The 12935-nt window shown below is 61.6% G+C and carries 11 protein-coding genes; 1 reads left to right on the plus strand and 10 read right to left on the minus strand.

Translation table 11 applies throughout. From position 1 onward, the window contains the following. Nucleotides 1-22 precede the first annotated feature (22 nt). The 4 genes from rplW to rpsJ are packed head-to-tail and all read right to left on the minus strand — an operon-like array spanning nucleotide 23 to nucleotide 1924. Complete coding sequence (gene rplW / locus AB4Z38_RS08350) at nucleotides 23-328, minus strand: 50S ribosomal protein L23 (protein ID WP_059387362.1); 306 nt, start codon at nucleotides 326-328, stop codon at nucleotides 23-25. Beyond that, a complete protein-coding gene (gene rplD, locus AB4Z38_RS08355; RefSeq protein WP_284980817.1) occupies nucleotides 325-942 on the minus strand; it encodes a 50S ribosomal protein L4 in 618 nt (205 codons plus the stop codon). Before rplD ends, rplW begins: the two co-directional genes overlap by 4 nt. 4 nt (nucleotides 943-946) lie before the next feature. After that, the gene (rplC, locus tag AB4Z38_RS08360; RefSeq protein ID WP_059387360.1) at nucleotides 947-1597 is read right to left on the minus strand and encodes a 50S ribosomal protein L3; all 651 of its coding nucleotides are present in this window, start codon (nucleotides 1595-1597) and stop codon (nucleotides 947-949) included. Between the two features lie 18 nt (nucleotides 1598-1615). Further along, nucleotides 1616-1924, minus strand: coding sequence for a 30S ribosomal protein S10 (rpsJ, locus tag AB4Z38_RS08365; RefSeq protein WP_003803825.1), 309 nt, complete (start codon nucleotides 1922-1924; stop codon nucleotides 1616-1618). 400 nt (nucleotides 1925-2324) lie between these two features. On the opposite strand from rpsJ, the gene AB4Z38_RS08370 reads away from it, so the two are divergent. Further along, entirely contained in the window at nucleotides 2325-3749 is a 1425-nt protein-coding gene (locus tag AB4Z38_RS08370) for a GH1 family beta-glucosidase (protein ID WP_441429283.1), read from the plus strand. Nucleotides 3750-3783: 34 nt separating this feature from the next. Here AB4Z38_RS08370 and AB4Z38_RS08375 read toward each other — a convergent pair whose 3' ends face one another. The 6 genes from AB4Z38_RS08375 to AB4Z38_RS08400 all read right to left on the minus strand — a co-directional run bounded on the left by AB4Z38_RS08375 (nucleotide 3784) and on the right by AB4Z38_RS08400 (nucleotide 12862). Beyond that, entirely contained in the window at nucleotides 3784-3909 is a 126-nt protein-coding gene (locus tag AB4Z38_RS08375) for a hypothetical protein (protein ID WP_268818815.1), read from the minus strand. Between the two features lie 209 nt (nucleotides 3910-4118). Next, nucleotides 4119-5309 (minus strand): elongation factor Tu, encoded by a 1191-nt coding sequence (gene tuf / locus AB4Z38_RS08380; protein ID WP_028265109.1) that lies wholly within the window; start codon nucleotides 5307-5309, stop codon nucleotides 4119-4121. Nucleotides 5310-5544: 235 nt separating this feature from the next. Next, entirely contained in the window at nucleotides 5545-7659 is a 2115-nt protein-coding gene (gene fusA, locus AB4Z38_RS08385; RefSeq protein WP_236812282.1) for an elongation factor G, read from the minus strand. Between the two features lie 68 nt (nucleotides 7660-7727). Further along, complete coding sequence (gene rpsG, locus AB4Z38_RS08390; RefSeq protein WP_059387355.1) at nucleotides 7728-8198, minus strand: 30S ribosomal protein S7; 471 nt, start codon at nucleotides 8196-8198, stop codon at nucleotides 7728-7730. Nucleotide 8199: 1 nt separating this feature from the next. Beyond that, on the minus strand, nucleotides 8200-8574 hold the full coding sequence (gene rpsL, locus AB4Z38_RS08395) for a 30S ribosomal protein S12 (protein WP_009358312.1): 375 nt from the start codon (nucleotides 8572-8574) through the stop codon (nucleotides 8200-8202). 388 nt (nucleotides 8575-8962) lie between these two features. After that, nucleotides 8963-12862, minus strand: a complete 3900-nt coding sequence (locus AB4Z38_RS08400; RefSeq protein WP_441429284.1) for a DNA-directed RNA polymerase subunit beta' — start codon at nucleotides 12860-12862, stop codon at nucleotides 8963-8965. Nucleotides 12863-12935: the final 73 nt, after the last annotated feature.

The following is a 12935-nucleotide window of genomic DNA, read 5'->3' on the forward strand; positions in this document are numbered from 1 at the left end:
TTCCTCGTTAAAGTGGTCTCCGCTACGCGAGCGGACCGCCGAAGATGTCGATTGTGCCTTCTTTGAGGGTGACAATTGCACGCTTGGTGCTCTTGCGCTGTCCCCAGCCGAATTTGGTGCGCTTGCGCTTACCGGCACGGTTGATGGTGTTGATCGATTCGACCTTGACGGAGAAAATCTTCTCCACGGCCAGCTTGATCTCGGTCTTGTTCGAGCGGGGGTCCACCAGGAAGGTGTACTTGCCCTCATCGATCAGGCCGTAGCTCTTTTCCGAAACGACGGGTGCAATGACGACGTCGCGCGGGTCTTTGATGGTGGCTGCACTCACTTGGCATCCTCCTCGTTCTTTGCCTTGTCAGCGATGAAAGCCTCGAACGCAGCCTTGGTGAAGACAACGTCGTCGGAAACCAGCACGTCGTAGGTGTTCAGCTGGTCTGCGTACAGAACGTGAACATCTGCGAGGTTGCGCACGGACAGTGCGGCAACGTCGTTGGCGCGCTCGATAACAACGAGCAGGTTCCTACGCTCGGAGACTGCACGCAACGCGGCCAGTGCTTCCTTGGAGGACGGCTTGGGGCCGGCGACCAGTTCAGCAACGACGTGGATGCGGCCGTTACGGGCGCGGTCCGACAGGGCGCCACGCAGTGCGGCAGCCTTCATCTTCTTGGGGGTCCGCTGGCTGTAGTCACGCGGCGTCGGGCCGTGGACAACGCCACCACCGGTCATGTGAGGAGCACGGATGGAACCCTGACGGGCGCGGCCGGTGCCCTTCTGCTTGAACGGCTTGCGGCCTGCACCGGAAACTTCGGCGCGGGTCTTGGTCTTGTGGGTACCCTGGCGAGCAGCAGCGAGCTGTGCGACGACGACCTGGTGCAGCAGCGGCACATTGGTCTGGACGTCGAAGATCTCTGCAGGCAGGTCTACCTTGACAGTGCTAGTCATCTAACTAGGCTCCCTTCACGGCGGTGCGTACGAGGACGACCTGGCCGCGGGCGCCGGGGACGGCACCCTTGATAAGGAGCAGCGACTTCTCGGCGTCAACAGCGTGAACCGTGAGGTTCAGCGTGGTGTGACGTTCTGCGCCCATGCGACCGGCCATTTTCAGACCCTTGAAGACGCGGCTCGGGGTGGATGCGCCACCGATGGAACCGGGCTTGCGGTGGTTCTTGTGCGCACCGTGGGAAGCTCCAACACCGTGGAAGCCGTGACGCTTCATAACACCGGCGAAGCCCTTACCCTTGCTGGTGCCGACGACGTCGATCTTCTGCCCGGCTTCGAAGAGCTCAACAGAAAGCTCCTGGCCCAGTTCGTAAGACGCGGCGTCTGCAGTGCGCAGTTCGACGACGTGGCGGCGAGGAGTTACGCCAGCCTTTTCAAAGTGACCAGCCAGCGGCTTGGTGACCTTGCGGGGATCGATCTGGCCGTAGCCGATCTGAACGGCGACATAGCCATCAGTCTCTGCATTGCGCAGCTGGGTGATGACGTTGGAGTCAGCCTGGACGACAGTTACCGGGATGAGCTTGTTGTTCTCGTCCCAGACCTGGGTCATGCCGAGCTTCGTGCCCAGCAGGCCCTTTACATTACGGGTTGCGGTCATAGTTTTCTCAGCACCTCCCTACAGCTTGATTTCGATGTTCACGTCGGCCGGCAGGTCGAGACGCATAAGCGAGTCAACAGCCTTCGGCGTGGGGTCGATGATGTCGATCAGACGCTTGTGAGTACGCATTTCAAAGTGCTCACGGCTGTCCTTGTACTTGTGGGGAGAGCGGATAACGCAGTACACGTTCTTCTCCGTCGGCAGCGGCACGGGGCCCACTACCGTTGCGCCTGCGCGCGTGACCGTCTCAACGATCTTCCGCGCTGAAACATCAATGACCTCGTGGTCATATGACTTCAGCCGGATGCGGATTTTTTGTCCCGCCATGTCGCCTGACTCTCTTTCAGTCTGTGCTGCCCTCGAATAAAGGCTGCCCTGTTCACTTACGTGTTGTATGTGGCTGCCGAAGCATTTGAAGTAGTACTACCACCCGCCGCACAAGCTGAATCCGGAGGGATCCGGGTTCCTCAACTTGCCGGTGTAACCGACCCCCGCGGTCGGGCGTGTCGCGATTTCCACGCAAACGCGTCCGACTTCCTTTGGGGATCTGGGTTATGTTTGGGCTCCAGCTTGGACCCTGACACCCGGCATTATCCGGATCGGGACGCGAAGAAGCGCTTGAACAACTCACCTAGTATGCCGGAATTCCCCGGCATAAGCCAATCGGGCACTCATTGCCCAGCCGGGAAGCATTGCCATCGGCTCCTGCGCTCGGGATGATGGGGTCATGACCGTCCAAGATGCTGCCACTGTGGGGGATCTTGCAGGCCGCATCCGGCCGGACTTCACCTTGGGCGTCGCTGCGGCGGCCTTCCAGATCGAGGGCTCGCTCACGGCGGACGGACGCGGACCGTCAAGCTGGGATGCATTTGCCGAGAAACCGGGCGCGATCGTCGACGGCCACTCCCCCGCAGTCGCCTGCGACCACTACAACCGGACGGACGAGGACATTGCCCTCATGCAGGACCTGGGCATTGATTCCTACCGGTTTTCCCTCTCCTGGCCGCGGATCCAACCCGGTGGCAAGGGACCCATCAACCAACAGGGCCTGGACTTCTACGACCGGTTGATCGACAAGCTCCTGAACGCCGGGGTCTCCCCCATGGTGACCCTCTTCCATTGGGATACCCCCCTGCCGTTGGAGCACGACGGCGGCTGGCTGAACCGGACGACGGCGGAACGGTTCGCCGAATACTCCGCTGCGGCCGCACACCGCTTCGGTGACCGAGTGGCACAATGGGTCACCCTGAACGAACCAGTTTCGGTCGCGTTGCAGGGGTATGCGCTCGGCGTCCACGCCCCCGGCAGGCGGCTGCTTTTCGATGCCTTGCCGGCCGCCCACCACCAGTTGTTGGGGCACGGCCTGGCCGTCCAGGCCCTGCGCGCTGCCGGCGTGGCGGGAACGGTTGGCGTGGCCAACGTGCATTCTCCAGTCCGGCCCGCAAGCAAGCGACTGGCAGACGGTCTCATGGCCAAGGCGTTCGACCTCATCTTCAACCGGGTGTATGCCGATCCCATCCTCCTGGGGCGGTACCCGAAGCCGCCACTACAGGTGAAGCCTTGGTTCCGGGCCCTGGGCAAGGTAAGGGACGAGGATCTCAAGACGATCCACCAGCCGCTGGATTTCTACGGTTTGAACTACTACTACCCCGTCAAGGTAGCCTCGGGCCGCGGCGACGGCACCCCGGTCAGCAACCCGGAGATGATGGCCAGGCTGCCGTTCCATCTGGCAGCCTTCCCCGAATACGAAACGACCGGATTTGGTTGGCCTGTGGCTCCCGAACACCTCGGAATCCTGCTGCGGGAGTTGAAAGACCGGTACGGAGCAGCCCTGCCTCCCCTCTTCATCACGGAGAGCGGCGCGAGCTTCCCGGAACCGGACCACACCCGGGGTCCAGTGCACGACGCCGACCGCATCAGCTACCTTGCTTCGCACCTTGGCCAGGCCCTGAGAGCCACGGCCCCCGGCGGGATCGCCCACGACGTCGAACTTCTGGGTTACTACGTCTGGACGCTGCTGGACAACTTCGAATGGGCCGCCGGCTATTCACAGCGATTCGGCCTTGTGCACGTTGATTTCGACACGCTTGAAAGAACCCCCAAGGACTCGTACTACTGGTACCAGTCCTTGAGCAAGGCGCGCCGGAGCTGATTCGAAGTCCCTTTTGTGGACCGATCGTGCTAAATCAATCTTTCCGGTTCGACCGATTGATGCGCTTTGCGCGCTCGATCTCGCGGCGGAAGTATTTCCTTCCCCACATCACGCCAGCTACCACCACAACCACCACAACCAGAAAAATGAGCCATCCCATTCCGCACTCCTCCTTTGAAGCAACGCTATCAGGGCGCGGTCCTGCTGAGGCGCCAGACGGCAAGGACGATCAATGCCGGCCCGGAGGATGCCAAGGCGTAACCGCGTTGCATGGCAAAAGAAGAACCCCGCCACGATAGTGACGGGGTTCTTCTTTGGTTTGCTACCGGACGCCAGGCGGCCGGTCCTTCACCGATCTACAAGCAGAAACTACTTGAGGATCTTGGTGACACGTCCCGAACCAACGGTGCGGCCACCTTCACGGATTGCGAAGCCGAGGCCCTCTTCCATAGCGATCGGCTGGATGAGCTCAACGGTCATCTCAGTGTTGTCGCCAGGCATAACCATTTCCGTGCCTTCCGGCAGGGTGATAACGCCGGTTACGTCCGTCGTACGGAAGTAGAACTGCGGGCGGTAGTTCGAGTAGAACGGGTTGTGACGTCCGCCTTCGTCCTTGGAAAGGATGTAGACGTTGGCCTCGAAGTCGGTGTGCGGGGTGATGGAACCCGGCTTGACGACAACCTGGCCACGCTCGACGTCATCGCGCTTCAGACCGCGGAGCAGGAGGCCACAGTTCTCGCCGGCCCATGCTTCGTCGAGCTGCTTGTGGAACATCTCGATACCGGTAACGGTGGTCTTCTGGACCGGACGGATACCAACGATTTCAACTTCAGAGTTGATCGCGAGGGTACCGCGCTCGGCGCGACCCGTAACAACGGTGCCACGACCGGTGATCGTGAAGACGTCTTCGATCGGCATCAGGAACGGCTTGTCGCGGTCACGAACGGGGTCCGGAACCGAGTTGTCGACAGCTTCCATGAGGTCCTCGACGGACTTGACCCAAACCGGGTCGCCTTCGAGTGCCTTGAGGCCGGAAACACGCACAACCGGAGCGTCGTCGCCATCGAAGCCCTGAGCGCTGAGCAGCTCGCGAACTTCCATTTCAACGAGGTCGAGAAGCTCTTCGTCGTCGACCATGTCGGACTTGTTCAGCGCGACCAGCAGGTAGGGAACGCCAACCTGGCGGGCGAGCAGAACGTGCTCGCGGGTCTGAGCCATCGGGCCGTCAGTGGCGGCAACCACGAGGATCGCACCGTCCATCTGGGCAGCACCGGTGATCATGTTCTTGATGTAGTCAGCGTGACCCGGAGCGTCTACGTGTGCGTAGTGGCGCTTCTCGGTCTGGTACTCAACGTGGGAGATGTTGATGGTAATACCACGCTGGCGCTCTTCCGGAGCAGAGTCAATCGACGCGAAGTCGCGCTGCTCGTTGAGAGTGGGGTACTTGTCGTACAGCACCTTGGAAATGGCGGCAGTCAGCGTCGTCTTACCGTGGTCAACGTGACCAATGGTGCCGATGTTGACGTGCGGCTTAGTCCGCTCGAACTTTGCCTTTGCCACAGGTTCCTCCTAGAACGATTTCAAGTGAGTTGCTCCTCGGCCGCGCTTTTCGCGGCAGAAACTCCAGCAAGTCTACTTGGGGGCTTTGGATTTGGTGAAATTGCAGATTCAGGGACCAATGCCGGTACCTGGAGTCTGTTCGCGCAGGGACCGGACTGCGGCCTGGGCTACAGCCCGGCGCCTGCACTGAATGCTTACCCGGAACGGGCAAGCATCCTGGTTTATCCGTCGGAGATTACTCGCCGCGGTTCTTCTGGATGATCTCGTCGGCAACTGCCTTCGGGACCTCGGCGTAGCTGTTGAACGTCATGGAGTACACAGCACGGCCCTGGGTCTTCGAACGCAGGTCACCGATGTAGCCGAACATGCCGGACAGCGGAACGTGCGCACGGATCACCTTGACACCAGCGGCATCTTCCATGGACTGCATCTGGCCACGGCGGGAGTTCAGGTCACCGATTACTTCACCCATGTATTCCTCAGGGGTGCGGACCTCAACATCCATCAGCGGTTCGAGCAGAACCGGGTTCGCCTTGCGTGCGGCTTCCTTGAAAGCCATACGGCCGGCGATCTTGAACGCCATTTCCGAGGAGTCAACATCGTGGTACGCGCCGTCAATCAGCGTGGCCTTGATGCCGACAACCGGGTAGCCGGCCAGAACGCCGTCGTTGAGTGCATCCTGGATGCCCGCGTCAACGGACGGGATGTACTCGCGGGGCACGCGGCCACCGGTGACCTTGTTCTCGAACGCGTAGAGCTCGCCGTCGGCGGTGTCCATCGGCTCGATGGCGATCTGGATCTTTGCGAACTGACCCGAACCACCGGTCTGCTTCTTGTGCGTGTAGTCGTGACGCTCTACAGCGCGCTTGATGGTTTCGCGGTAAGCAACCTGCGGCTTGCCGACGTTTGCCTCGACCTTGAATTCGCGGCGCATGCGGTCCACCAGGATGTCCAGGTGGAGCTCGCCCATGCCGGCGATGATGGTCTGACCGGTGTCCTCGTTGAGGGAGACCTGGAAGGTCGGGTCCTCAGCAGAGAGCTTCTGGATAGCCGTGGAGAGCTTCTCCTGGTCACCCTTGGTGTTCGGCTCGATGGCAACCGAGATCACGGGCTCCGGGAAGCTCATGGACTCGAGGACGATCTGGTTGTTCGCGTCGCACAGGGTGTCGCCCGTGGTCGTGTCCTTCAGACCGATTGCTGCGTAGATGTGGCCCGCGGTAGCGCCTTCAACAGGCATTTCCTTGTTGGCGTGCATCTGGAACAGCTTGCCGATGCGCTCCTTCTTGCCCTTGGTGGAGTTGACCACCTGGGCGCCTGCTTCCACGTGACCGGAGTACACGCGGATGAAGGTGAGCTGGCCGAAGAACGGGTGCGCGGCAATCTTGAACGCCAGGGCCGAGAACGGCTCTTCGGCAGAAGGCTTGCGGGTGAGCTCCTTCTCTTCGTCGCGCGGGTCGTGGCCGACCATGGGCGGGACGTCGAGCGGGTTCGGCAGGAAGTCAACAACAGCATCCAGCATCGGCTGTACGCCGCGGTTCTTGAAGGCAGAACCACAGAGAACCGGGTAGAGCTCGGAGTTGATGGTCATCTTGCGGATGCCGGCCTTGAGCTCCTCGACAGTGAGTTCTTCACCTTCGAGGTACTTCTCCATGAGTTCTTCGGAAGCCTCGGCCACAGTCTCAACGAGCTGTGCACGGTATTCCTCAGCCTTGGCCTGGAGATCGGCGGGGATCTCCTGGACCTCGTACTTGGCACCCATGGTGACGTCACCCTTGGCATCGCCCGGCCACACCAGGGCGCGCATCTCAAGGAGATCCACGACGCCGATGAAGTCGTTCTCTGCGCCGATCGGCAGCTGGAGAACAAGCGGCTTGGCGCCGAGGCGGCTGATGATGGTGTCTACGGTGAAGTAGAAGTCAGCGCCGAGCTTGTCCATCTTGTTGACGAAGCAGATACGCGGCACGTTGTACTTGTCGGCCTGGCGCCAAACAGTCTCGGACTGCGGCTCAACGCCTTCCTTGCCATCGAAGACAGCAACGGCACCGTCGAGGACGCGCAGCGAGCGCTCGACCTCAACCGTGAAGTCCACGTGGCCCGGGGTGTCAATGATGTTGATCTGGTTCTTGTCCCAGAAGCAGGTCACGGCGGCAGACGTGATGGTGATGCCGCGTTCCTTTTCCTGTTCCATCCAGTCGGTCGTCGAAGCGCCGTCGTGCGTTTCGCCGATCTTGTGGTTCACACCCGTGTAGAACAGGATGCGCTCGGTGGTGGTGGTCTTGCCGGCATCGATGTGGGCCATGATGCCGATGTTGCGGACCTTGCTAAGGTCGGTAAGCACGTCCTGTGCCACGGTGTCTCCCTTTCGGATGGACTACACGTTCGCCGCCAGCTCAGGGAGCCGGCGGCGTACGGGAAGTTTTACCAGCGGTAGTGTGCGAAGGCCTTGTTCGACTCGGCCATCTTGTGGGTGTCTTCGCGACGCTTCACAGCGGCACCGAGACCGTTGGACGCATCCAGGATTTCGTTCTGGAGGCGCTCGGTCATCGTCTTCTCGCGGCGGGCCTTGGAGTAGCCAACCAACCAGCGGAGAGCGAGAGCAGTGGAACGGCCCGGCTTGACCTCAACAGGAACCTGGTAGGTTGCGCCACCGACACGGCGGGAGCGGACCTCGAGGGAAGGCTTGACGTTGTCCATGGCCTTCTTGAGGGCGGCGACGGGGTCGCCACCGGACTTGGCGCGTGCACCTTCGAGTGCGCCGTAAACGATGCGCTCTGCGGTGGACTTCTTGCCGTCGATCAGAACCTTGTTGATCAGCTGGGTGACCAACGGGGAACCGTAAACGGGATCGGAAACTAGCGGCCGCTTCGGGGCCGGACCCTTGCGAGGCATATTACTTCTTCTCCATCTTTGCGCCGTAGCGGCTGCGGGCCTGCTTGCGGTTCTTGACACCCTGGGTATCGAGGGCACCACGGACGATCTTGTAACGGACACCCGGAAGGTCCTTCACACGACCACCACGGACCAGCACGATGGAGTGCTCCTGGAGGTTGTGGCCAACACCGGGGATGTAGGCGGTAACTTCAACGCCACCGTTGAGGCGCACACGTGCAACCTTACGGAGAGCCGAGTTCGGCTTCTTCGGGGTGGTCGTGTAAACGCGGGTGCAAACACCGCGGCGCATCGGGCTGCCCTTAAGCGCGGGAGCCTTGGTCTTGGAGACCTTCGGCGTGCGGCCCTTGCGGACCAGCTGGTTAATCGTAGGCACTTTCGTGTTCTCCGTTGGTTGATCTCTGCTCCGCGCCCAGGCGTTGGCCTGTCTTTGCGTGAGAGCTTTGGCGTTGTCCCTGCGGCCCTGGTCCGAAGACCCGATGGGCGTGCAAAAGTTCGGCATTCGTTGCGCACGTAGCCCGCAACCCGGAAACAGGCTCCACCGAAGCATCATGAGAACAAAACCGAAATGATGCTGCGGCGGCCTTCATCCACTGCCACACAGAACAATTACCAAAATTCTAGCATGGCTTGATCTAGGGCCTTAATCGGGTGTAAAGGGATGAACCACAACGGCGGGTGCCGCCCGCCGTCGTCGTCGGGCGCTAACGGGAAGGACCCCGCACTCACTGAGTGCGGGGTCCTTACCTTGACTTGCAGACTTCTCAGCGGAAGTCGTTGCCGAGATCGTAGTCGTCCAGCGGGATGGCGTGGAACTCGGGAGCTCCGTCGCCGCCCAGGGCGTCATACGAGAAGTCGGTGAAGGCGCTGGGGCCCGTGAACAGGCTTGCCTTTGCTTCTTCAGTCGGCTCCACGGTGACCTCGGTGTAACGGGGCAGACCCGTACCGGCCGGGATGAGCTTACCGATGATGACGTTCTCCTTGAGGCCAAGCAGCGGGTCGCTCTTGCCTTCCATGGCCGCCTGCGTCAGAACGCGGGTGGTCTCCTGGAAGGAAGCGGCCGACAGCCAGGACTCGGTTGCCAGAGATGCCTTCGTGATACCCATGAGTTCCGGTCGACCGGAAGCCGGGGTACGGCCTTCGGACACCACGCGACGGTTCTCGTCTTCGAAGCGGCTGCGCTCAGCGAGCTCGCCCGGAAGCAGATCGGAGTCGCCGGATTCGATGACGGTCACGCGGCGCAGCATCTGACGGACGATGACTTCCACGTGCTTGTCGTGGATGCCAATGCCCTGGCTGCGGTAAACGCCCTGGACCTCGTCCACCAGGAACTTCTGGGCGGCACGCGGTCCCATGATGCGCAGAACCTGCTTCGGGTCCACAGGACCGTTGATCAGCTTCTGGCCGACGCTGACGTGCTCGCCATCCTCGATGAGGAGGCGGGAACGGCGCAGCACCGGGTAGGCGATCTCCTCGGAACCATCGTCCGGGGTGATGATGAGGCGCATCTGGCGCTCGGACTCTTCGATGGCGATGCGGCCGGCTGCTTCAGCAATCGGTGCAACACCCTTCGGAGTACGGGCTTCAAAGAGCTCCTGGATACGGGGCAGACCCTGGGTGATGTCGTCGCCACCGCTGGCCGAAACAGCACCACCGGTGTGGAACGTACGCATGGTCAGCTGGGTACCGGGTTCACCGATGGACTGAGCGGCGATGATGCCGACGGCCTCTCCGATGTCCACGGTCTTGCCGGTGGCCAGCGAACGGCCGTAGCAGAGTGCACAGGTACCGACCTTGGACTCACACGTGAGCACGGAGCGGACCTTGACCTCGGTGATGCCGGCTGCGAGCAGCTCGGCAATGACGACATCGCCGCAGTCGGTGCCGGCAGCTGCCAGCACTGCGCCCTTGGAGTCGACGACGTCGACGGCGAGGGTACGTGCGTAGGCGCTGTTCTCGACGTTCTCGTCAAGGACCAGCTCACCGTTGGAGTCCGGCACCGCGATTGCGGTCATGAGACCACGCTCGGTGCCACAGTCCTCTTCGCGGACGATGACGTCCTGCGAGACGTCCACCAGACGACGGGTCAGGTAACCCGAGTTGGCGGTACGCAGCGCGGTGTCGGCCAGACCCTTACGGGCACCGTGCGTGGCGATGAAGTATTCCAGCACCGACAGGCCCTCGCGGTACGAGGACTTGATCGGACGCGGGATGATCTCACCCTTCGGGTTGGCCACAAGACCACGGATACCCGCGATCTGGCGGACCTGCATCCAGTTACCACGTGCACCGGAGGACACCATGCGGTTGATGGTGTTCATCGGGGACAGGCTGTCACGCATCGCCTGGGCGATTTCGTTGGTGGCCTTGTTCCAGATCTCGATCAGTTCCTGGCGACGCTCGTCGTCGTCGATCAGGCCCTTGTCGTACTGGCCCTGGATCTTGGCAGCCATGGTCTCGTAACCGGCCAGGATGGCCGGCTTGGAGGTGGGCACCTCGATGTCGGAGATTGCCACGGTGACGCCCGAGCGGGTTGCCCAGTAGAAACCGGCGTCCTTCAGGTTGTCCAGCGTTGCAGCCGTGACAACCTTCGGGTAGCGCTCTGCGAGGTCGTTGACGATCCGGGAAAGCTCGCCCTTGTCGGCAACAGCCTCAACCCACGGGTAGTCCTCCGGCAGGGTCTCGTTGAAGAGAACCTGGCCGAGGGAGGTCTGAACCAGTGCAGTCTGACCCGGCTCCCAACCTTCCGGAGCTTCCCAGCCGGCGTAAGGGACAAAGCCCTCAAGGCGGATCTTGACCTGGGAGTTCAGGTGCAGCTCGCGTGCATCGTAGGCCATGATGGCTTCCGCAACCGAGGAGAAGATGCGGCCTTCGCCTGCGGAACCAACGCGCTTGGTGGTCAGGTGGTACAGACCGATGATCATGTCCTGCGAAGGCAGGGTCACCGGACGGCCATCAGACGGCTTCAAGATGTTGTTGGAAGACAGCATCAGGATGCGGGCTTCAGCCTGCGCCTCGGGGCTCAGCGGCAGGTGGACTGCCATCTGGTCGCCGTCGAAGTCGGCGTTGAAGGCGCCACAGACCAGCGGGTGAAGCTGGATGGCCTTGCCCTCAACAAGCTGCGGCTCGAATGCCTGGATGCCGAGGCGGTGCAGGGTAGGTGCACGGTTGAGCAGCACCGGGTGTTCGGTGATGATCTCTTCCAGCACGTCCCAGACCTGCGGGCGGTAACGCTCGACCATGCGCTTTGCCGACTTGATGTTCTGCGCGTGGTTGAGGTCAACCAGTCGCTTCATCACGAACGGCTTGAAGAGCTCCAGGGCCATCTGCTTGGGCAGACCACACTGGTGCAGCTTCAGCTGCGGGCCGACGACGATGACCGAACGGCCGGAGTAGTCGACGCGCTTGCCGAGCAGGTTCTGGCGGAAACGACCCTGCTTGCCCTTGAGCATGTCGCTCAGGGACTTCAGCGGACGGTTGCCCGGACCCGTGACCGGACGGCCGCGACGGCCGTTGTCGAAGAGGCTGTCAACAGCTTCCTGAAGCATGCGCTTCTCGTTGTTGACGATGATCTCCGGAGCACCGAGGTCAAGCAGTCGCTTGAGTCGGTTGTTGCGGTTGATCACACGGCGGTAGAGGTCGTTGAGGTCGGAGGTCGCGAAGCGGCCACCGTCCAGCTGGACCATCGGGCGCAGTTCCGGCGGAATCACCGGGACGGCGTCCAGCACCATGCCAAGCGGGCTGTTGTTGGTGGTCAGGAATGCGTTGACAACCTTCAGGCGCTTGAGGGCACGGGTTTTGCGCTGGCCCTTGCCGTTCTGGATGGTGTCGCGCAGGGACTCCGACTCTGCCTGCATGTCGAAGTTCTCAAGACGCTTCTTGATGGCTTCGGCACCCATGGAGCCTTCGAAGTACATGCCGTAGCGGTCGCGCAGTTCGCGGTACAGGCCTTCGTCACCTTCGAGGTCGGCGACCTTGAGGTTCTTGAAGCGGTCCCAAACCTGCTCGAGGCGCTCGATCTCAGCATCCGCGCGCTTGCGGACGTTGGCCATCTGACGGTCCGCAGAGTCGCGGGCCTTCTTCTTGTCTGCAGCCTTGGCGCCTTCACCTTCGAGGCGGGCAAGCTCGTCCTCAAGATCGCGGGCGATCGTGGCGATGTCGCTGTCGCGGTTGTCGACGAGCTGCTTCTTCTCGAGGTCGTGCTCCACCTGAAGGTTCGGCAGTTCCGCGTGACGGCTCTCGGTGTCGACGCTGGTGATCATGTAGGCAGCGAAGTAGATGACCTTTTCAAGGTCCTTCGGTGCCAGGTCAAGGAGGTAACCCAAGCGGGAGGGAACACCCTTGAAGTACCAGATGTGCGTGACGGGAGCGGCCAGCTCAATGTGGCCCATGCGCTCGCGGCGCACCTTGGCGCGGGTGACTTCAACGCCACAACGCTCGCAAATGATGCCCTTGAAGCGCACGCGCTTGTACTTGCCGCAGTAGCATTCCCAGTCCCGGGACGGGCCGAAGATCTTCTCGCAGAAGAGGCCGTCCTTCTCGGGCTTGAGCGTGCGGTAGTTGATGGTTTCCGGCTTCTTGACCTCACCGTAAGACCAGCCGCGGATGTCTTCCGCGGTGGCGAGGCCGATCTGCATGAGGCCGAAGGAGGATTCGCTGGACATATGGTCCCTGTTCTCTCTTGTTCTCTAAATTCTGAAGTCTTGGGTTTACGGAAAGAGGCAGCTGCCTTGGCTG

It is taken from the genome of Arthrobacter sp. 2RAF6, assembly GCF_052115205.1.
GTDB lineage: Bacteria > Actinomycetota > Actinomycetes > Actinomycetales > Micrococcaceae > Arthrobacter.

Coding starts and splice junctions, on each gene's coding strand:
- AB4Z38_RS08375 (WP_268818815.1), bottom strand. CDS start 3,909: ATGGGATGGCTCATTTTTCTGGTTGTGGTGGTTGTGGTGGTAGCTGGC.
- rplD (WP_284980817.1), bottom strand. CDS start 942: ATGACTAGCACTGTCAAGGTAGACCTGCCTGCAGAGATCTTCGACGTC.
- rplC (WP_059387360.1), bottom strand. CDS start 1,597: ATGACCGCAACCCGTAATGTAAAGGGCCTGCTGGGCACGAAGCTCGGC.
- AB4Z38_RS08370 (WP_441429283.1), top strand. CDS start 2,325: ATGACCGTCCAAGATGCTGCCACTGTGGGGGATCTTGCAGGCCGCATC.
- AB4Z38_RS08400 (WP_441429284.1), bottom strand. CDS start 12,862: ATGTCCAGCGAATCCTCCTTCGGCCTCATGCAGATCGGCCTCGCCACC.
- rpsG (WP_059387355.1), bottom strand. CDS start 8,198: ATGCCTCGCAAGGGTCCGGCCCCGAAGCGGCCGCTAGTTTCCGATCCC.
- rpsJ (WP_003803825.1), bottom strand. CDS start 1,924: ATGGCGGGACAAAAAATCCGCATCCGGCTGAAGTCATATGACCACGAG.